The sequence below is a fragment of the Desulfovibrio sp. 7SRBS1 genome (assembly GCF_049723905.1).
Classification (GTDB): domain Bacteria; phylum Desulfobacterota; class Desulfovibrionia; order Desulfovibrionales; family Desulfovibrionaceae.
Genome location: NZ_JBJKFD010000001.1, coordinates 1,005,066 through 1,024,790 on the forward strand (window position 1 = coordinate 1,005,066; position 19,725 = coordinate 1,024,790).

At 52.4% G+C, this 19,725-nt stretch carries 17 protein-coding genes, 1 tRNA gene and 1 pseudogene; 12 read left to right on the forward strand and 7 right to left on the reverse strand.

Annotated features, from left to right (window positions below):
* The 3 genes from ACI0FJ_RS04930 to ACI0FJ_RS04940 all read left to right on the forward strand — a co-directional run bounded on the left by ACI0FJ_RS04930 (position 1) and on the right by ACI0FJ_RS04940 (position 3,220).
* Positions 1-1,962 carry a peptide transporter gene (locus ACI0FJ_RS04930; RefSeq protein WP_424299790.1) on the forward strand — a complete coding sequence of 654 codons (1,962 nt, stop codon included), beginning with the start codon at positions 1-3 and terminating at the stop codon, positions 1,960-1,962.
* A 123-nt stretch (positions 1,963-2,085) separates the two neighbouring features.
* Positions 2,086-2,874 carry a hypothetical protein gene (locus ACI0FJ_RS04935; protein WP_424299793.1) on the forward strand — a complete coding sequence of 263 codons (789 nt, stop codon included), beginning with the start codon at positions 2,086-2,088 and terminating at the stop codon, positions 2,872-2,874.
* Positions 2,828-3,220 carry a PqqD family protein gene (locus ACI0FJ_RS04940; protein WP_424299795.1) on the forward strand — a complete coding sequence of 131 codons (393 nt, stop codon included), beginning with the start codon at positions 2,828-2,830 and terminating at the stop codon, positions 3,218-3,220. The genes ACI0FJ_RS04935 and ACI0FJ_RS04940 overlap by 47 nt, the downstream gene beginning before the upstream one ends.
* Before the next feature lie 23 nt (positions 3,221-3,243).
* Here the strand turns inward: ACI0FJ_RS04940 and ACI0FJ_RS04945 are convergent.
* From ACI0FJ_RS04945 to hldE, 5 genes and pseudogenes are all read right to left on the reverse strand, one after another.
* Positions 3,244-3,918, reverse strand: a pseudogene (locus tag ACI0FJ_RS04945) (IS1595 family transposase).
* 141 nt (positions 3,919-4,059) lie between these two features.
* A complete protein-coding gene (locus tag ACI0FJ_RS04950; RefSeq protein WP_424299798.1) occupies positions 4,060-4,479 on the reverse strand; it encodes a hypothetical protein in 420 nt (139 codons plus the stop codon).
* Between the two features lie 256 nt (positions 4,480-4,735).
* Positions 4,736-5,602, reverse strand: a complete 867-nt coding sequence (locus tag ACI0FJ_RS04955) for an IS3 family transposase (RefSeq protein ID WP_424306488.1) — start codon at positions 5,600-5,602, stop codon at positions 4,736-4,738.
* Positions 5,603-5,613: 11 nt separating this feature from the next.
* Complete coding sequence (locus ACI0FJ_RS04960; protein ID WP_424306490.1) at positions 5,614-5,889, reverse strand: transposase; 276 nt, start codon at positions 5,887-5,889, stop codon at positions 5,614-5,616.
* A 113-nt stretch (positions 5,890-6,002) separates the two neighbouring features.
* A complete protein-coding gene (gene hldE, locus ACI0FJ_RS04965; protein ID WP_424299801.1) occupies positions 6,003-7,469 on the reverse strand; it encodes a bifunctional D-glycero-beta-D-manno-heptose-7-phosphate kinase/D-glycero-beta-D-manno-heptose 1-phosphate adenylyltransferase HldE in 1,467 nt (488 codons plus the stop codon).
* Positions 7,470-7,682: 213 nt separating this feature from the next.
* Here hldE and ACI0FJ_RS04970 point away from each other — a divergent pair, with 213 nt between their 5' ends.
* A complete protein-coding gene (locus ACI0FJ_RS04970) occupies positions 7,683-8,312 on the forward strand; it encodes a nitroreductase family protein (protein ID WP_424299804.1) in 630 nt (209 codons plus the stop codon).
* A 172-nt stretch (positions 8,313-8,484) separates the two neighbouring features.
* Here the strand turns inward: ACI0FJ_RS04970 and ACI0FJ_RS04975 are convergent, their stop codons facing one another.
* Together ACI0FJ_RS04975 and ACI0FJ_RS04980 are read right to left on the reverse strand one after the other, a co-directional pair.
* Complete coding sequence (locus ACI0FJ_RS04975; protein ID WP_424306492.1) at positions 8,485-9,015, reverse strand: manganese efflux pump MntP family protein; 531 nt, start codon at positions 9,013-9,015, stop codon at positions 8,485-8,487.
* Between the two features lie 146 nt (positions 9,016-9,161).
* Positions 9,162-9,252, reverse strand: a tRNA-Sec gene (locus tag ACI0FJ_RS04980).
* Positions 9,253-9,516: 264 nt separating this feature from the next.
* Here ACI0FJ_RS04980 and ftsH point away from each other — a divergent pair.
* The 8 genes from ftsH (at position 9,517) to priA (ending at position 19,639) form a co-directional block, all read left to right on the forward strand.
* Positions 9,517-11,559 carry an ATP-dependent zinc metalloprotease FtsH gene (gene ftsH, locus ACI0FJ_RS04985; RefSeq protein WP_424299806.1) on the forward strand — a complete coding sequence of 681 codons (2,043 nt, stop codon included), beginning with the start codon at positions 9,517-9,519 and terminating at the stop codon, positions 11,557-11,559.
* The gene (gene folP, locus ACI0FJ_RS04990) at positions 11,560-12,429 is read left to right on the forward strand and encodes a dihydropteroate synthase (protein WP_424299809.1); all 870 of its coding nucleotides are present in this window, start codon (positions 11,560-11,562) and stop codon (positions 12,427-12,429) included. It abuts the gene before it with no gap.
* A gap of 75 nt (positions 12,430-12,504) precedes the next feature.
* On the forward strand, positions 12,505-13,257 hold the full coding sequence (cdaA, locus tag ACI0FJ_RS04995) for a diadenylate cyclase CdaA (RefSeq protein WP_424299812.1): 753 nt from the start codon (positions 12,505-12,507) through the stop codon (positions 13,255-13,257).
* A gap of 4 nt (positions 13,258-13,261) precedes the next feature.
* On the forward strand, positions 13,262-14,182 hold the full coding sequence (locus ACI0FJ_RS05000) for a CdaR family protein (protein ID WP_424299815.1): 921 nt from the start codon (positions 13,262-13,264) through the stop codon (positions 14,180-14,182).
* A gap of 46 nt (positions 14,183-14,228) precedes the next feature.
* Positions 14,229-15,584 (forward strand): phosphoglucosamine mutase, encoded by a 1,356-nt coding sequence (gene glmM / locus ACI0FJ_RS05005; protein WP_424299818.1) that lies wholly within the window; start codon positions 14,229-14,231, stop codon positions 15,582-15,584.
* A gap of 50 nt (positions 15,585-15,634) precedes the next feature.
* The gene (gene galU, locus ACI0FJ_RS05010) at positions 15,635-16,504 is read left to right on the forward strand and encodes a UTP--glucose-1-phosphate uridylyltransferase GalU (protein WP_424299821.1); all 870 of its coding nucleotides are present in this window, start codon (positions 15,635-15,637) and stop codon (positions 16,502-16,504) included.
* Complete coding sequence (locus ACI0FJ_RS05015) at positions 16,495-17,283, forward strand: hypothetical protein (RefSeq protein ID WP_424299824.1); 789 nt, start codon at positions 16,495-16,497, stop codon at positions 17,281-17,283. The genes galU and ACI0FJ_RS05015 overlap by 10 nt, the downstream gene beginning before the upstream one ends.
* Position 17,284: 1 nt before the next feature.
* On the forward strand, positions 17,285-19,639 hold the full coding sequence (gene priA, locus ACI0FJ_RS05020; RefSeq protein WP_424299827.1) for a replication restart helicase PriA: 2,355 nt from the start codon (positions 17,285-17,287) through the stop codon (positions 19,637-19,639).
* Positions 19,640-19,725 lie beyond the last annotated feature (86 nt).

Here is a 19,725-nt window from a genome sequence, read left to right on the forward strand (position 1 = left end):
ATGCATAATGACAAAGAGCTTCAAGAGTACCGGGACCTTCTTCCACCGCCGGATCATTTCGAAGAGGGATTTGATTGGAAAACCCTTGTAGGAGCGGTCTTCATCGGCTTTTTGATGATGCCAGGCTCCATGTACCTGCAATTGGTGGTTGGGCAAGGAATCGGTCCGGCCGCGCGCTGGGTTACCATCATCTTGTTCGCGGAAATTGCAAAACGCTCCTACACGCATCTAAAGCAGCAGGAAATCTTCCTGCTCTACTACATGGCGGGCGCCGCGCTGGCCTCGCCGTTCCAAGGCCTTTTGTGGCAACAATATCTTGTTCAGTCGGATGCGGCACGAATGCTGGGACTGACCGAGCATATCCCCGCCTGGGTTGCCCCCGGACTCGACAGCGTTTCCTACATCGAAAGAAGCTTCTTCCACTCCGACTGGCTCATCCCCATTCTCCTCTTGTTCGGCGCACAGCTTATCCAGCGCATAGACCAATTCGGATTGGGCTATGCCATGTACCGGATAACTTCTGATGTCGAAAAACTCCCTTTCCCCATGGCCCCAGTGGGTGCCTTGGGCACCATGGCTCTCGCCGAATCTACCGAGGACAAGGAAAAAAGCTGGAAGTGGAGAGTGTTTTCCATCGGAGGAGTCATAGGACTGGCTTTTGGGGCTCTTTACGTACTTCTTCCAGCCGTCAGCGGGCTTATACTATCCCAGCCTGTCCGGTTGATCCCCATACCATGGGTGGAGCTGACCCCCTATACCGAAGATATACTCCCAGCCGTGGCAACTGGTATTCAACTCGATCTCGGCCTGCTGTTTCTGGGGATGGTGTTGCCGTTCTGGGCAGTTATCGGCGGTATTCTGGGCGTGATCATAACCTTTATCGCCAACCCCATTCTGTACAGCCATGGGATGCTTTCTCGCTGGCATCCGGGGATGCGCACAGTTGAAACCATCTTTGCCAACAACTTCGACTTTTACATGAGTTTTTCCATTGGACTCGGACTATCCATTGGAGCTATCGGCATCTGGTATGTGGTCAAATCATTCCGTGGCGGGGCCGGTGTACAGCGGGCAAGTTGGAAGGAACTCATTCACGGACGCCCGGAGCGGGGCGACATAAACTTCTGGATGTCCCTTGGCATCTATTTCTTTTCTACTGCAGCCTACACTGCCCTTTGTCTATTCCTGGTGCCCAATTTCCCCTGGCTATTCTTTGTACTGTACGGATTCATCTATACACCGGTCATTTCCTACATCACCGCACGCATGGAGGGTATTGCCGGACAAACCGTCAACCTCCCCATGGTGCGTGAGGCGAGCTTCATAGCCGGAGCCAAATATTTCGGCTACAATGGCATTGAAATCTGGTATGCCCCCATTCCCATCCACAACTACGGGGAGGCAACCGTCCAATTCCGCCAGATAGAACTGACAGGGACCTCGCTCCGCGGCATAATCAAGGCGGAAATAGTAGCTTGGCCCATCGTATTCATTTCCAGCCTGCTTTTCTCCCAATTCCTCTGGCGCCTGGCTCCGATTCCGTCAGCGAACTACCCGTATGCCCAGGAGGTATGGCACCTCCAGGCTTTGAACCAGCTCCTTTTGCAGACATCAACTCTGGAAGGCAACTCCGCCTTTTTCCAGGCACTCGATCCTGCAATCGTTGGTACGGCAATGGGATTGGGACTGTTGCTGTACATGGTGCTGAACCTATTCGGACTGCCCATCCTGCTTATTTACGGTCTGGTACGAGGGCTGGGGCAAACAACACCGCACGGCCACTTTCTTGAGCTGTTCGGGGCCTTGCTGGGACGTTTCTACTTTCTCAAACGCTATGGCGCACAGTGGAGGCAGTATGCTCCGGTTCTGCTGGCAGGTTTTTCCTGCGGCATGGGATTAACCGGCATGTTTGCCATGGGCTGCACGCTCATAATGAAATCATTGGGCAAGTTGGCGTACTGACCAATGACTGAAACACTCAAGGATATGGCCTACACACTCGCCTTCAACGGCCTGCAGCTCCCCCTCCCCGAAGGCTGGGACATTATTTCCATGGACAAACGCTACCTTTGTATCGGCCCGGATATGCATCCGGCACTGGAACTGCGTTGGGAGCCGATTACCGGTTCCTTTTCCATGAAAAAGCACATGAAACGAGTGCGCCAAAGTTATGGGCACGGCGGCAAGGTCTCATTTTACACACCCCCGACCAATAAAGACGGAAGCAATGCCACGATAGTTTTTTTCCAATGGGAGAAAGAGAAAGCCAGGGGAGAAGGCGGCATCCTGTTCGATAGCGAAAGCAACTCGGCCCTGGTGTTCCAGTGCAATGCTCCCTTTGGGATGGATAATACACTGGCCAAAGAAATTTTCGACGTCCTCCACCTGCAACATACGGCGAAACGCCGATGGCGCATATACGACATCCAGGCCGAACTTCCTGATTGGCTCAAGCTGGATTCCTACAAATTCGCTCCTGGCTTGTTCAAACTGAATTTTTCAGGCCCCAGCCGTTTAAAAATTCACCTTTTCCGAATGGGGCCAGCCAGCATTATTCTCGAAAAAGTCAGTTTAGCGGACTGGGCATCTCCCTATTTTTCCAAACTTCATCCACAGCATGGCATACAACTAACCGCTAATGAAAATGGAGTTGTCGTTCTCGATCTGGAAGGAAAAACACCTTTGGCCGAACGCATCGTGCCATGGCGCAGAACATACGGTCTTTTCCTTGCAAAGCATGAGCAAACCACCAATCGGATTCTCGCCCTGGCTGCAAGTGCAAGACGCCCCCTGGACATTCAGCCGCTGAAGGATATATTCGCACGCTATGTCACTTTTCCGCAAAAAACAGCCAGCTCCGACCATCAGTCGTGATCAGGCATTGGCCGCTATTCCCGTTCGTAATCCCGAAGTAAAGGAAATTGAAACTGACCAGGAGCAGAGCCTGATTCTGAGTTTTCCGGCGCAAGTAAATCAGCTTTTCGGCAGATTAGCCCAAAAGTTGGGCGCGTGGGATGGCAAGCCGGTATTTCGCAAACTGCAGCTCGACGCCATGGGCACGCAATCTTGGCGATGGATAGATGGAAAGCGTAGTGTCCGGGAGCTGTGTGGCAAACTTGCCGAGACCTACGACATTCTGCCGCGCGAAGCGGAAGTGTCCATGACGGCCTTTTTGCGGGAATTGGGTAAAAGAAACATTATTGCGTTACGCGAAGGCTAATAGAAAAAACACAAGGCTCTGGACTAGCTGAGAGGATTCTCTCGGATGGTTTTGAGGATGATAGCATAGAGCTCGTCCCCCCGATAGTTGAACCTAAACTCGCACTCCTTGAGGTGTAGGTAGAAGGTCTTCCCAGGAACACCATGGAACTTCATCAGCCGTCTTTTCGCAAAGGACTAGAAGGACTCTATGCCGTTGATGTGGCAGCGGCCACGGGCGAATTCGTTCTGCCCGTGCTGGACCCGGTAGTGCTTCTTGTAGCCGAGATCGACGAGACCGTTGTAGCCCCGCCAACCATCGGAGTGGATGATGCTGTCCAGATCGACTTTGCCCCGGATAATGGCCTGCAACGTGGCTTTCGCGCAATCCGGAACGACCTCGGTGTAGACCTTCCCTTTTCGTTGGAAGATTCCAAACACGGGCGTTTTGCCGTAAGCCCCGCGTCCTCGTTTGCCCTTGATTCGTTTACCGCCGAAGTAGGATTCATCGACTTCGATCTCGCCGGAAAAGGGCGACTCCCGCTCACAAAGCTCGGCAATTCGATGTCGGATGAGAAAGTAATAGCGGTTGACCGTATTGCGGTTGAGGCCGGTGAGGGAAGCAGCCTGGCGGGCATCCAAGTCCAGAGCGAAACACCGTACGAGGTGCCTGAATTTGGCTTCTGAAATTCTTGAACGGAGCACATACTTGTTTTTCATTGGCTGCCCTTGCTTCCGAGCACATCATAGTGTCGTCAGCTAGTCCAGAGCCAAACACAAAACAACTCTAGGAACAGCAGGGGCATAGCCCGGCTGGCACGGCACCCCGCGACTTCAGCCCCTTCCCACTTCCTACACTGCCTATTTTACATAATCATCAAGAGTCATCTCCTTGGAACTCGGGCTTTGCCAAAAAGCCATGCCCCAGACAACGGCCGCAGTGGAGTGCAGATCGTCAAAGCCCTCTATCTTACGGCTCAAAGATGGCCAGCTGGCCCCATGCTTTGTATGTAGACGCTCCTCTTTGCAGGCCTCTCGCATACGAAGTTGAAAATAGTCTGAACGGCAATGTTCGGGAGTCAGCTTGCCAATTTTGCGGTAGGCTTCCACAACTGTTTTCAGTTCCGCCATCCCCAGCTCCCCCTTGATATCCCGAAGGCAACGATCAAGCGCATCAAGCGTCCAAGGCAGAAGGAACTCCGCACCCGAACTTTTGGTTCGGAAAAGGGCTTTCATGCGTTTTTCATATTCCGTCGTAATTCTGGCTGCGACTTGCGGCATGCGGCCTCCGCGGGGTATGCGAACAGCGGATGAGACTCTCCAAGCTGACGCGAACAAGGGGAATGTTCACCTTAAAACTCTAGACTTTTTCTTTATACACATTATTCAAATGCAAGTATACATGGGAATCCCTTTCCCCTCCTCTTCGCGATCCAAACAAAAGGCCTGCAACTCGAAAACGAATTGCAGGCCTTTTGTCCAAAAAAATCTCACAAACAGTGAAGTGCCATAGAAAAAATGGACATTCTCTGAGAGGTTAGTCCGCTACGTTACTTTTAGCCTGGTGGATGTTCTCATATTCCACCGGGCTTTTATAACCGATTCCGGCATGCCGCCGTTTTCTGTTATAAAATCCTTCCAGGAACATGAAGATATCCAGTTTGGCTTCGGAGCGGGTCTGGTACCTACTCCAATTTACCCATTCCCTTTTCAGCTTGCTGAAAAACGTTTCTGCAACGGCATTGTCCCAGCAGTTTCCCCTGCGACTCATGCTACAAAGTATTCCATTTTGACTCAGGGCTTTTCTATACAGCTTGCTGGTGTATTGGCGGCCCTGGTCGCTATGATGAAGCAACCCTGCTTCGGGGGATCTGGCTTTAATAGCCATTGCCAGAGCCTTGCATACGAGATGTGCGTCCACACGTTCCGACATTGCCCAGCCCACCACACGTCTGGAAAACATGTCCAGAGTGACGGCAAGATACAGCCAGCCTTCTCGTGTCGGAATGTAGGTAATGTCCGACGCCCATTTTTGATTCGGTGCCGAGGCTAAAAACTGTCGTGAAAGATGGTTTTCAGCCACAGGCGGATTCGGTCCAGTTTGGCAGGGATAACGATGTTTTCGCTTCAACTTGGACTGCAGTCCAGCAGCCGCCAGCACCCGCCGCACTGTCTCCGGGCAACACGAAAAACCAACCTGCTCCACGACGTCCATATGCACCTTGCAATAGCCGTAAATTCCCCTACTGGCGTGATACGACTTCTGTGCTGCGGCAAGGACCAGCTGCCGCTTCAACGCCAGTCTGCCGGACTTTCGCCTTGCCCACGCATAATAGCCGCTTCTGCTGACGGACAGAACTTTGCAAAGAACCTTCGTCGGGTAATGTCCCCTTTGCTTTGCGATCCACGCGTACTTTACAGGGACTCTTTTGCAAAGTACGCCGCTGCCTTTTTTAGAATTTCATTCTCCATGCGCAGGCGGGCATTTTCGTCCCTCAGCTTGGCATAATCGCTGGCAGCTGACGTGCTCTCCTCTCTGGGAGAAAGTTCGCCACTTGCACGATACTTTCTAACCCAATCACGAACTGACCAGCCGCTACAGCCAAGCTGCTGTGCAACCTCAGAAAAGGAATACCCTTGTTCGACAACAAGCTTTGCCGCTGACAACTTGAAATCTTTTGAATATTTCATACGTGCCACTATACTCTCCTGTTTGAGCGAACAGTAACCTCTCGGTTCGTGTCCGTCATCTATAGGGCACTTCACAGTAATGCGAATGGCTTTCTGAATACGGTAAGCTCCGCCTATCTTCTGGTCCGTTGCAACCGTTCAATAAGGCTGGTCGTACTTTTACCGTCAAGCAACGGGACGATAGCCACACGCCCCCCCCATTTGGTAACCAAGTCGTGCCCGACGACGGTCTCTACAGTATAATCACCGCCCTTAACCAGAATGTCTGGCTTGATGGCACTTATAAGTTCCAATGGTGTGTCATCATCAAAGGCCACAACCAAATCCACACACTCAAGTGCTGCCATCAAAGCCAGCCGCTCTCCTTCGGGAATAATGGGCCGGTCCTTCCCTTTAAGCCGCTTCACAGAACTGTCCGAGTTTATCCCGACAACCAAACGGCTTCCCAACGAGGCGGCTTCGTGCAGAATTTTAACGTGTCCCACATGCATAAGGTCGAAACAGCCGTTTGTAAAAACAACTTCATCACCTTCCGCACGCCAGCAGGCGACCATGTCGGCAGCCCCTTTGCGGTCACGGATTTTATACCCGGTACCGGACTCCCTCTTCCGCAGCGCCTCTTCCAATTCGGCTCTGTAAATCGGTTTGGTCCCCAACTTACCAACAACAATGCCGGCTGCAAAATTCGCCATACGGGCCGCGTCCGCGAGCACCATCCCGGCACAAAGACAGGCAGCCAGCGTGGCAATCACAGTGTCCCCGGCACCGGAAACATCGAAAACCTCCTGAGCCTGAGTGGGTACATGCAAGCTTTGCATCCCACGCTGAAACAACGACAGCCCTCGTGGACCACGTGTGACCATAAGGCTCTCCAGGCTGAATGCGGCTATAGCCGTGTTAGCTCTGTCTGCAAGGTCAGCGTCGTTGTCTGGTGTAAAACTGGCAACCTGTAAAAATTCGTTTGTATTCGGGGTAATGCATGTAGCGCCGCTGTATCGTTCCCAATCTCCGCCTTTGGGGTCGACAAGCACAGGAATATTAAGCTCTCTGCAATGGTCGATCACACGGTTGGAAAAATCCCGGCAAAACACACCCTTTCCATAGTCGGAAATAACAACCGCGCCTGCGTCCTTGGAGGCATCTACGAAAGTATCCCAAAGTTCCTGCACCACATCGGAAGCAGGACCGTCCAGAACTTCCTCGTCCAGCCGCATGAGCTGTTGCCCCCTCGACATAACACGAGTTTTTCGAGTTGTTGGCCGTTCCTCCACAGCCACAAATCGGCAATGAATTTTATTTTCCGAGCATTGCAGTTTCAACTGAGTCGCGGCATCGTCATGCCCGCACAGCCCAATGACAGTAGACGCACATCCCAACCCAGCCAGATTCGCGGCCACATTGCAGGCTCCCCCTAGAGAATAGGTCTTTTCCGTAACCCGTACTACGGGCACCGGAGCCTCAGGAGAAACCCTCCCCACATCTCCCCATATGTATTCGTCAAGCATAAGATCGCCCACGACAACGGCCTTGCATTGAGAAAAATTAGGGAGATCGGATTTAGGAATGTGGCTTTCTATCATTTTTTCCTCTTTTTAGTATATGTATATCCATAAGTACGGATTTTCAGCGTCCTGTTCAATGACGTTAAGACGAGCCGTTCGCAGATTTGTGCCCGAAACGCTATTCACTTTCAAGAAATTGCTGCCCACGAAATACACTAGCAAATAGACAGAAAACTAGGTAATATAATCTATTATTTAAAAAACAATGTATTAAAAACACTGGAGGTTAGCATGGAATATGCTGAAGTAGCCCGCAAACGTCGCGCTGTAAATTTCTTTGATCCGAGCAAGTCTGTCTCCGAAGAACTCCTTCGGGAAGTCGTCGAACTTGCCGCCCTGGCCCCTTCAGGATTCAACTTGCAACCCTGGAACATCATGGTTCTTAGGGATCAGGAAGAAAAAATGCGTCTACGCAAACTGGCCTGGGATCAACCCAAAATCACCGACGCTCCGGTTGTCTGCATTATTTTGGGCGACATGGCCGGATGGAGGGAGGGGAATCCCGGTCTGGAACGCAACATTTCCGAGATGATGGCTTCGGAAGGAATGAAACCAGAACAGCGTGAAGGCCTTTTGGGAACACTCACAGCACTGTATGGACCCAACGAAAAAACCGAACTGGCATTTGCAGTCAAAAACGCAAGCTTTTTCGGAATGTCGCTTATGTACTCCGCCGTCAACCATGGGTTGGACTGCCACCCCATGGATGGATTCGACCACGATGGCGTGAAAAAGGCCTTCAATATTCCCGCAAACTATTGGGTTCCAATGATTCTGGCCATTGGCCATTTTGACACGAGCAAGGAGCTGCTTCCACCCAAATGGCGGAAGACGTACGACGATATGGTCGTAAAATTCTAAAAAGCCTGTAATACGAATGCTGGAACGTCTTGACCATACGGTTGAGGCGTTCCTTTGCATAACAAAACCTTAAATTGACATGTTGGAACAACAAAGAGTGCAGGGTTGGCGAAAGAAGGGTGGAGTCCGGACTCTCCCAGCGTTCTTTACAGCTGCCTCAAAAAATGGATGGTTAAAACACACCGTGATCTGCAAGGATCTTCACACCTATTCCCAAAAGAACAAGTCCGCCTCCCGCTTCAGCCCAGTCTCCCAAGCGAGTTGCCTTACCGAGCATATACCCTGCACGCACACCGATGGCAGAAAAAAGACCACATGTAATTGCTATAACCAAGGCGGGAAACCAAATACCAACACCAAGCACTGACAAGGAAAGCCCTACAGCCAAGGCATCAATGCTTGTTGCCACCGAAAGCATTATCAAAGTCATTCCACGAGTCGGGTCACGTTGTTCAACAGAGCATTCGTCTTCGTGCTTGAACGCCTCCCGTAGCATATTGCCGCCTACCCATGCCAAAAGAAGAAACGCGGCCCAGTGCGCATAACTTTCTATAGCTGACCGAAATGTAAGCCCGGCAAACCAACCTACAACCGGCATCAGCCCCTGAAACAGACCAAAATGCCATGCCATGCGGAAGATATGCCGCCCGGTAATACGTGGAAGACATGCACCAGTTCCAAGAGAGACAGCCAAAGCGTCCATGGCAAGTGCTACAGAAACAATGAGTAGTTCAGGAAAGGTCACGCTGCAGCTCCAATCCTGCGGTTTCGATTTTCACTATCATCTATAGTATTGAGTTGGGAGGTAATGTACGTTATTCGAGAAATAAATACAGAAGACAAGTTCGGCGGAAGCGTATAGGAGTCGAACCTACCGACGACCTTTCGACCGTCCAATGGATTTGAAGTCCACGTCCCGCACCGGCGAGAAAACGCTTCCAAAATCAGATAGGCTTCCGCTTGGCGTAACTGACTATCAGGAACCGTGTCGGAAAACAAGCGAGACTGCGCAAATAAGGACCTAGATGGGAGACATTGCAAGACTTTCAGAAAAAAAGCAGCCCACCAGGCATACTAATTCGTAAGAATCTGCCGATTTGGGTTGCCTGCGCAATGACGAGGTATTATATCGGTGAGTCCCGTCCACTTAAACATGTTTTGGGACGGATTGCCAAAGAATACAACCGGCGCGAAGGAGACCGGCTTGAACAGTTTCACAAAGAATCTCGTATTGTGGATCACCATTTCCCTGGTGATGATCGTTCTCTTCAACCTGTTCAACCAGCCACAAACTGTTGACTCCAAAATCCCCTATAGTGAATTCATCAACAAGGTGGACAATGGAGAGGTTCTGGCTGTTAAAATTCAGGGTCAGAAGATCACAGGTGTACTTGTCGAGGATAAGCGTTTCCAGACGTTTGCTCCGAACGATCCCCAACTTGTGGATAAACTTATCCAGAACAAGATCCAGGTGGTGGCCGAACCACAGGAAGAGGCCCCTTGGTACATGACGCTGCTCGTATCATGGTTTCCGATGCTGCTGCTGATAGGTGTATGGATCTTTTTCATGCGCCAGATGCAGGGAGGCGGAGGAGGCCGTGGCGGAGCCATGTCCTTCGGACGTTCCCGCGCAAAAATGCTGACCAAGGAACAGACCAAGGTCACATTTGCGGATGTAGCCGGAGTAGACGAAGCCAAGGAAGAACTCTCGGAAGTCGTCGACTTTCTGAGCGAACCCAAAAAATTCACACGGCTCGGTGGACGCATTCCCAAGGGCGTACTTCTCATAGGCCCTCCCGGAACAGGTAAAACCTTGCTGGCCCGAGCTGTGGCCGGAGAAGCGGGAGTCCCCTTCTTTTCCATTTCCGGCTCGGACTTTGTGGAAATGTTCGTAGGTGTGGGCGCTGCCCGCGTGCGCGATCTGTTTACACAAGGTAAGAAAAACGCGCCCTGTCTGATCTTCATCGACGAAATCGACGCCGTTGGCCGCCAAAGAGGCGCTGGCCTGGGCGGTGGACACGACGAACGTGAACAGACACTGAACCAGCTGCTGGTTGAAATGGATGGCTTTGAGTCCAACGAAGGCGTTATTCTCATTGCTGCCACAAACCGACCTGACGTTCTGGACCCGGCGCTGCTGCGCCCCGGACGTTTCGACCGCCAAGTTGTGGTTCCCACGCCGGACCTGCGGGGCCGTCAACGCATTCTTCAGGTGCATACCCGCAAGTCGCCGCTCGACCGCAACGTAAATCTTGAAATCATTGCCAAGGGTACCCCCGGATTTTCGGGTGCCGATTTGGAAAACCTGGTTAACGAGGCTGCTCTTCATGCCGCCAAAAATAACCAGGATGAAGTCCGCATGGACGACTTTGAAGAAGCCAAGGACAAGGTCCTCATGGGCAAGGAAAGACGTAGCGTCATTCTTTCCGAAGAGGAAAAGCGTGTCACGGCATACCATGAAGCAGGCCACGCCCTCATTCCCAAGCTACTTACGGGAATGGACCCTGTACATAAGGTAACTATTATCCCACGCGGCATGGCAATGGGGCTGACCCAAACTCTGCCCGAGGATGATCGTCACAGTTATTCCAAAGACTACATGGAAAACATGCTTGTCTTCATGCTGGGTGGCCGCGTTGCCGAAGAATTGTTCATCGGTAAAATAACTACCGGTGCCAGCAACGATATTGAACGCGCGTCCAAAATGTCGCGCAAGATGGTCTGCCAGTGGGGCATGAGCGATAAACTCGGGCCGCTGTCATTCGGTGACAATACCGAACAGGTATTCCTGGGCAAGGAGCTGATCCACAATAAGGACTACAGTGAAGACACTGCCCGCCTTATCGACAGCGAAGTACGGCGTTTTATCGATGAAGCCCATGAACAGGCCCGCAGCCTGCTTCGTGAACATGAAGCAGTGATGCACCGGATGGCCGAAGCTCTGCTGGAACGGGAAACCATCTCCGGCAAGGACATAGACCTGCTCATGCAGAATAAAAAGCTTCCGCCCATGCCGCCTGCCACCAACGGTTCACCGTCCACACCGCCCGCCAACGATGGCGGAGGAGAAGGCGGTGCCAAGTCCGATGCTTCGGCTGGTACACAGCAGGAAGGCAAAACTGAACAAGAATCGACGACCAAGCAGGCTTCCTCTCCTGCCCCCGGTTCAACCGAGCAGACGCAGGCGCCAAGCAGTGACGAGTTTACTTGGAGTCACGACGAAGACGACGACACAAAACTGCACTAAATGAAAAAAGCACCAATTAACTGGACTGTAACAGGGGGTGAGGTTGCAAGCCTCACCCCCTTTCTGATTGTCGGCATCCTGAATGCCACGCCGGACTCGTTTTACGACGGCGGCCAACATAACGATCAAAACCAGGCCATAGCCTGGGGGCAAAAGCTGATTGCCGACGGGGCGCACATGGTGGATGTGGGTGGAGAATCAACCCGCCCCGGCGCCGAGCAAATTTCGACTGAGGAAGAAATCCGTAGAGTTGAACCAGTCATCCAGGCACTGGCCCCACTTGCCCCCGTGTCGGTGGATACCTACCGGGCAAAAACCGCAGTAGCCGCGCTGGAGGCCGGAGCCGTGGTCGTCAACGACGTTTCTGCCTGTCGTTTCGACCCGGCCCTTCGGGATGTTCTGGTGCAGTATAAGCCTGGGTACGTGCTCATGCATTCAGTGAAAGATCCCCAAACCATGCAGAACGACCCACAGTATGCTGACGTGGTCGCGCACATCCGAGACTTTTTTGAGACAACGATGAATGACCTCGTCCGTGCCGGACTTCCCGAAGACCGCATAGTACTCGATCCGGGTATTGGCTTCGGAAAAACCTTGAAGCACAACCTGGCGATACTTCAACACATAGAAGAATTTGCAGAACTGGGACGTCCGGTCTACATGGGGTTGTCGAATAAAAGCTGGATGGGTGCCCTTCTTGGACTAGAAACCGCAGAACGGGGAACCGCCACCCAGGTGGCCACGGCTCTCCTAGGTGCACGAGGTGTCAGAATTCACCGGGTGCACGATGTGGCGCACACAGCCCGAACCTTGCAGATGGTTGCAGCAATGTCCTCAACCAAAGTAGATGGAACTGAAATAATCCCTTGAATGTCTCCATCTTGCGCTGTCCCCAAACGGGATGTTAAATTGAGTGATTGAAGAACCGCGTACGGACAAACACGGATGAACGAACAACTTCGCGAACTTTTACGCCTTTCCTGGCGAGACATATTGGATATCGGGCTGGTTGCCCTGATCTACTATCGCTTGATTCTTATGATGAAAGGCACAAGGGCGGTCCGGGCAGTATATGGCCTGGCTCTTGTCGCTCTGCTCTACTACCTCTCCGATGAACTCGGCCTGTATACGCTCAATTGGTTACTTGCCAACTTTTTGGGATCAGTCTTTCTCGTCATCATCATTCTTTTCCAAAACGACTTTCGTAAAGCCTTGGCCGACATGGGAGCCGGGCTTTTCCCTATAGACAGTCTGGGCAAAAATTCCCTGGAAGAAATCGTCGCAGCACTCAGTGCCATGGCAAAAGTACGCATGGGAGCGATTATTGTTCTGGAACGGCGCATTCCCCTGGGAGACGTGGAAAGCAAAGGCCGCGAAATCGGAGCCAAGGTTAGCCGGGAACTCCTAATGACCATTTTTTTCCACGGCTCTCCACTCCATGACGGGGCCGTGCTCATTCGTAAAGACCGGGTAGCAGCTGCCGGGTGCATACTTCCTCTGACAGGGTCTTCCAGTCTCGACCCAACCCTTGGCACAAGGCACAGAGCAGCCATGGGAATGTCCGAAGAGTCCGATGCTCTCGTTTTGGTCGTAAGCGAGGAGCGTGGTGATATTTCCCTGGTCATGGACGGCCAGATGCACAGCGGGATGACCAAGGACCGACTTCTGGAACGAATCAAGGAAGCCATGAGCAGGTAGACCTATGCAAAATAATTGGCGATTCGCACTCCTGGCCGTGGTCCTGGCTGTTGCCTCCTGGTATATGGTGACTGGAAGGGAAAAGGTAGAGACCTGGGTAGATATTCCCATAGTCACTACAAAGCCTCCCGAGGGGCTCACTGTACGCACAGGTCTGCTGAACAAAATACAGGTAAAACTCCGCGGTCCCAAAGGAATGCTCCGAAATCTGGACCCCAACAGGCTAAGCTACACCTGCGACCTGGGCAATATTGAAGCAGGTCGTGTCATCGTTGCTCTGCGCCCGGAAGATGTAAAAACGGAGGGGGCCATCCAGGTTTCGGAAATAAAGCCCTCCAAGATGACCATCGAGGTAGAGCACATCATTTCCCGCAAGCTTCCGGTAAAACCCGTATGGACGGGGACCCTGCCAAAAAACTGGGAATTGCAGGGAAGTTCGGCCTATCCACCCGATGTGGATGTTCGCGGCCCAGAGTCGGTTATCAAAGCCATGCAGTCTGTTTATACTCAGGAATTTACAGTGCCCGACCATATGGCAGAGCAGGTTGTCGGCAAGGCGCCCCTGTTGTTGCCGGAAGATGCGGAAGCAAACCCGGATGAGGTTGGAGTCCGTTTCCTATTTGGGCCGCATATGGTGAATGTTTGGGTCACCCAAAAAATGCAGCTCCCGGCTTCGGACCTTCCCAAGGGAAGCAGCATAAAAATCACCCCACAACAGGTCCGTCTCCATTTGGAAAAACCAGAAACCATGCCCCTGAATGAAAAGTTCAGGAATTCCATTTCCGTCCATCTGCCGTCGGGAGTGGATTTATCGGAAGGCACACGGACAACCCTGTATCGGGTGGAGTTGCCCGAGGGAGTGCACCTTTTACAGGCGCAACCATCCTCGGTTAAGATCCGTGTGTCCCATGGGAAAATAAAATAATGCGCTGGTAAACACGGCGCAACAATACAACTCAGAAGGACTTTCGATGAGTAAACGCCTTTTCGGAACAGATGGTCTTCGTGGCCGGGTCAATACCTATCCCATGACCCCCGATATAACCTTGCGCCTCGGTCTTGCAGCTGGCACCTACTTTAAAAACAAGTCCCGTCGCCATCGTGTGGTCATAGGTAAAGATACCAGGCTTTCCGGCTATCTGTTCGAATCCGCTCTGACAAGCGGCCTGTGCGCAGCAGGCATGGATGTTTTCCTGGTTGGCCCTCTTCCAACTCCGGCAATCTCGTTTTTGTCACGCAATATGCGAGCAGACGCAGGCGTCGTAATATCTGCTTCACATAATCCTTATAGTGATAACGGAATTAAATTTTTCGATGCCGAAGGAAACAAACTTCCCGACGAGATTGAAGACATCATCTCCGAGATGGTTTTGGAAACAGAAGCAAACGGTTGGGATTATCCCTCACCGGACCGGGTGGGAAAAGCGCACAGAATTGATGACGCTTCCGGACGGTATGTTGTAGCCGTAAAAAACACTTTTCCTCAGTCACTGACCCTGGACGGTTTGAAAATCGCCTTGGACTGCGCCAATGGAGCAACCTATAAGGTAGCCCCTCTGGTCTTTGAGGAGCTAGGTGCGGAAGTCCATAAGTTTGCCTGTGCTCCCGACGGCAAGAATATTAATGACAATTGCGGTTCCACCTATCCTGAACTTATTGCCGGAAAGGTGAGAGAGTTGGGAGCGGATATTGGCATTGCCCTGGACGGAGACGGCGACCGGGTGATTCTGGTGGACGAAACCGGACGAGTGCTCGACGGCGACCAGATAATGGCCTTGTGCGCCTTGGACATGATGGAACGAGGTGAACTGCCCGGCAACATGCTCGTTGCCACAGTCATGAGCAATATGGCCCTGGAGCTGTTCATGCAGGAACGGGGCGGCACCCTTCTTCGTACCAAGGTTGGGGACAGGTATGTCGCCGAAACCATGCGTAACAGAGGCGCTTCCCTTGGTGGAGAACAGTCTGGACACATTATCTTCAATGAACTGGCTTCTTCCGGTGACGGGATTCTCGCCTCTCTACAAATGCTGCGCATCATGGTAACCAAAGGGAAGCCGTTGTCGGAACTCGCAAATCTCCTCACGCCCTTTCCGCAGGTGCTTATGAACGTAAGGGTTGAACATAAAAAGCCTTTTGAGCAGGCACCCGTAATCCAGGAAGCGGTCAAATCGGCGGAAGAGAAGCTCAAAGGCCGTGGACGAGTTCTGCTTCGCTATTCAGGGACAGAATCCCTTGCCAGAGTCATGGTTGAAGGAGAAGATGAAGAACTCGTTTCTTTCCTTGCACAAAACATTTCGGAAACGGTAAGGAACACTCTGGGCTGAAAACCACAACATCTTGTGCATATAATCTAACTCGACACGGAGGTTGTCCAATGGAGATCACCAAGGTTGTCATTCCCGTTGCAGGCTGGGGAACTCGTTCACTGCCCGCCACAAAAAATATTCCCAAAGAAATGCTGCCCATCTATAAAAAGCCCACGGTGCAGTATGTCGTCGAGGAGGCCCAAAGCTCGGGGCTGACCGACGTTGTTTTCATCAACAACCAGAACAAAAAAATTATTGAAGACCACTTCGACTATAACCTGGCGCTGGAAAGCGTGCTCGAGCGCGCAGGAAAAACGGAAATCCTCAAGGAAGTCCGAGAAGTGGCAGAGATGGTCAACATCATCTCCGTCCGGCAGAAAGTACAGCTCGGACTGGGGCACGCCGTGCTCTGCGCCAAAGAAGTTGTTAAAAACGACAACTTTGCCGTAATGGTCGGCGACGACCTCATGTTTGGCTCCGAACCGGGTATCAAACAGCTTATCGACGTTGCCAAGGCCGAAAACATGCCGGTTATAGGCGTGATGGAAGTTCCGCGCAGCAAGGTAAACAGATACGGGATCATTGCAGGCGAGGAATACGCCCCAGGCCTCTTCAAGGTCCGCAATATGGTTGAAAAACCCCCCGTAAGCGAAGCGCCTTCCAATCTGGCCGTCATCGGACGTTACGTTCTGACGCCCGAAATATTTGAACATCTGGAGACAACTGCGGCCGGAGTAGGTGGAGAAATCCAGCTGACGGACGCTCTCCAAAAATTAGCCAAGAATGATCGTCTGCTGGCTGTGAAAATACGAGGACGCCGCTTTGACGCTGGCGACTGGGTGGATTACCTTACTGCCAACATTTATTTCGCACTTCACGACGAATCACTTCGGGACGACCTTGTCCTTAAACTTCAGGAGCTTCTCTCTTGCAGATAGCCTGCGCGCTGCTACTTCTGATCAGTATAATCATGGCCCCGGCAATACCGGCCGGGGCCTTTTTCCCGTCTTTTGACACCCTGGAATCCCAAACCCAAGCGCAAAGCCAACGTCTTCACTCGTATCAGGCCATCTGGCTACCCCAACTATCCGAGGGAGCTTCAAATGCCACACTTGAAACCGGACGTATGCGGGTAACCACCATCCAATCCGGCCTGATCTGGTATCAGGAGTGGGCTTCCAAAGAAGACCAGGCAGCCAAAGTCATCTCGGCCGCTCTCGGGGGGGAAACCGATTTGATGGCCTCCTATCCTTCTGTCAGCTCTTTCCCCATGCCAGTCTTATACTACTGGCACCTTGCTCCGCTCTCCGACTTGGCAGAGCAGCTGGGGACCGACACGTCAAAAATGCGATTCTCTTTTTTTGCGAATCGGCCCTGTCTGGTACTTGGAAATAAGAATAGTGGTCAGATATGGTTGGACAACGAACGCAATGTGCCCGTCCGCTTGGTTTCAGAGCCCCAGGGATGGACTCTTGAATTTTCCCGTTACAACCTCCTGGAAGGTATATGGGTTCCTCGGGAAGTTTCCGTACATTTTGCCAACGGGCAAAAGATGAGCGGGGAGATCAAATGGGGTGCTCCCAACTCCGCCCAAGCCCGTTCCATACTAAGTACAAACATGTTCCAACAACGCTTTGGTGGTTTTGCGCCTCCCCAAGAAACGTCCCGTCCGCTTGACCTTTTCAGAGATGATTTTTCCCAAGCCGTGAAACCATAAAATGAGCACTGGATCCCGTTACCTTCATACGGCCGTTTGCTCTCCCCCCTACCGCACACTGACCTATGCCGTACCTCCCCACTTGGCCGACATTTCCTGGGCCAAGGGGCTCCGGGTCATAATCCCCATGGGAAATTCCTTGCGGGCAGCGGTGGTTGTGGACACAAATGCAGAGCCCCCCAGCGGAGTTGAGTGCAAAGAAATTCTCTGGCCGCTTGAGCACGTCCCTACAACAGGGGAAGTTTTCATCGACTTGGCTCAAAATCTTTCCATACGGCAAATGGAGCCGGTGGGGCGTATTCTTTCGAATATACTTCCACAAAAACTGCGCATTCTTCCCAAGCACTTTCTCGTCAACTCCGGCAGTTCGCCCAGGATTGTCACGCTCAAGGAGCTGAGGGGAGCTTCCGTCCACGAGCAGGAAAAACTCGCCCGCTTATGGGCACAAAATGCCATGCTCCCGGCAACCGGACCGGGCAAGCTACGAACCATGGTCAGTTTGGCTGTCGATCCTCCGTGGCAACTGCGCCCCAATGCAAAACGGGAGATCGCCGTAATGGAGTACCTCTTCAATAGGGGAACCTGCTCCAAGCCGGAAATGTTGGCAACACTTGGCAAAAACGTGGGACCGGCAGTCAACGCACTGGCACGCAAGGAAATGCTCATTCTACGCGAAGAACGAGATACTCCCGAATGCTCATCCCCCGGGCAGGATTTCTCTTTCGAATCGTGCCAGCTGCTATGCCCTTCTTCTGAGCAGTCCACCGCTCTGGATGTTCTGAGCAAGGATCTTGAGCGTGATGAGTACTGCACACGCTTGCTGCACGGCATAACAGGAAGCGGCAAGACGCTGGTCTACCACCAGCTAGCCGCCCGCTGCCTTGCACAAGGCAAATCTGTATTCCTCCTGGCTCCTGAAGTAGCCTTGGCCAGTGCACTTTACGCATCCACGCGCAAGGCCCTGCCAACAGCGAACGTACTGCTTTACCACGGCTACCTGGCTACGGCTGCTCGAGATGCGGCCTTTACGCAGGCTGCATGCGCCAAGCCGACAGTCATTATAGGCACCAGATCGGCACTTTTTCTTCCGGTTGCGAATCCGGGGCTGTATATTCTGGATGAAGAGCACGATGAATCCTTCAAACAGGAAGACCGACTCAACTACCAGGCCAAGGAAATTGCCTATTTTCTGGCAAAATACCATAAGGCCCTGCTTCTGCTTGGGTCGGCAACTCCAGACCTTAAAACCTTTCATGCCGCCCGTTCCGGCGCATTGGATACCCTGACGCTTTCCCATAGGGTTGGAGGCGGAAGTCTGCCTGCAATCCGCCTGATCGATACGGCAGGACTCAAGGCGGACGAACCGCTTGCCCCACAAAGCCTGGACCGACTGGAAGAAGTCATCCGCTCAGGGGGGCAGGCCATCATCATGCTGAACCGGCGCGGTTACGCTCCCCTCATGTACTGTCTCAACTGCGAGCAGGCAGTAACCTGTCCTCATTGCCGTGTCGGAATGACCTACCATAAGGCAAGAGAACGGCTGATTTGCCACTATTGCGGCTATACCCTTCCCTTTCCAACTTTCTGCCCGGACTGCGGCCAAAACACGTTTGTTCCCATGGGAGGCGGCACGGAACAGCTGGAGGAAAAGCTCCCCAGCCTGCTGCCGGAAAATACATCCATACTCCGTCTGGATAGAGACACTACCCGACGGCAGGAACGTATGGATACGATTCTGGCCGATTTTGCAGCGCAGAAGGCACAGGTTCTTATCGGTACCCAAATGCTATCCAAAGGACACCACTTCCCCGAAGTCCGCTTGGTCGTCGCCGCCGAAGGCGACCTGGGGCTTAATCTCCCAGACTACAGGGCTGCGGAACGAACTTTTCAGCTCATGGTTCAGGTTTCAGGACGAGCAGGACGTGGGGATCATCCCGGTGAAGTCTTTATTCAGACGCGTAATCCAGGGCACCCATTTTGGCAGTTTGTACTTGAGGCGGATTACCAAGCTTTTTACGAACGTGAAATCGGATTGCGGGAACGCTTTGCTTATCCACCATTCGTAAAGCTCGGGCTGATCCGCATGAACTATCCGCTTGACTGGCCTGAAGGCGGACAAATAATACTCGAAATGGCCAAGACTCTGCGAGAGGCGGCAAAACGCAGTGGACTGAAACTGCTGGGCCCGGCTCCAGCTCCGCTGGCACAAATTCGTGGACGAAAACGCTTTCAGTGCCTTGTAAAGGGCAAGAATTGGAAGGATATCCGGGCACTTTACGCTCAGGCGCTACGCCTCCAGCCCAACAATGGCAAATTGCGCTTGCAATTGGACCTTGATCCGGTCAACATGCTGTAAATAAAAATACCCACAGCATACACCATTTTCCCGGCCCCATTGGGGTAAACAGCAACGGCCTTTAGGATCTGAGTGTTCTAGTATTC

Coding starts and splice junctions, on each gene's coding strand:
- ACI0FJ_RS04930 (WP_424299790.1), top strand. CDS start 1: ATGCATAATGACAAAGAGCTTCAAGAGTACCGGGACCTTCTTCCACCG.
- ACI0FJ_RS04935 (WP_424299793.1), top strand. CDS start 2,086: ATGCATCCGGCACTGGAACTGCGTTGGGAGCCGATTACCGGTTCCTTT.
- ACI0FJ_RS04940 (WP_424299795.1), top strand. CDS start 2,828: ATGTCACTTTTCCGCAAAAAACAGCCAGCTCCGACCATCAGTCGTGAT.
- ACI0FJ_RS04950 (WP_424299798.1), bottom strand. CDS start 4,479: ATGCCGCAAGTCGCAGCCAGAATTACGACGGAATATGAAAAACGCATG.
- ACI0FJ_RS04960 (WP_424306490.1), bottom strand. CDS start 5,889: ATGAAATATTCAAAAGATTTCAAGTTGTCAGCGGCAAAGCTTGTTGTC.
- hldE (WP_424299801.1), bottom strand. CDS start 7,469: ATGATAGAAAGCCACATTCCTAAATCCGATCTCCCTAATTTTTCTCAA.
- ACI0FJ_RS04970 (WP_424299804.1), top strand. CDS start 7,683: ATGGAATATGCTGAAGTAGCCCGCAAACGTCGCGCTGTAAATTTCTTT.
- ACI0FJ_RS04975 (WP_424306492.1), bottom strand. CDS start 9,015: ATGGACGCTTTGGCTGTCTCTCTTGGAACTGGTGCATGTCTTCCACGT.
- folP (WP_424299809.1), top strand. CDS start 11,560: ATGAAAAAAGCACCAATTAACTGGACTGTAACAGGGGGTGAGGTTGCA.
- cdaA (WP_424299812.1), top strand. CDS start 12,505: ATGAACGAACAACTTCGCGAACTTTTACGCCTTTCCTGGCGAGACATA.
- ACI0FJ_RS05000 (WP_424299815.1), top strand. CDS start 13,262: ATGCAAAATAATTGGCGATTCGCACTCCTGGCCGTGGTCCTGGCTGTT.
- glmM (WP_424299818.1), top strand. CDS start 14,229: ATGAGTAAACGCCTTTTCGGAACAGATGGTCTTCGTGGCCGGGTCAAT.
- galU (WP_424299821.1), top strand. CDS start 15,635: ATGGAGATCACCAAGGTTGTCATTCCCGTTGCAGGCTGGGGAACTCGT.
- priA (WP_424299827.1), top strand. CDS start 17,285: ATGAGCACTGGATCCCGTTACCTTCATACGGCCGTTTGCTCTCCCCCC.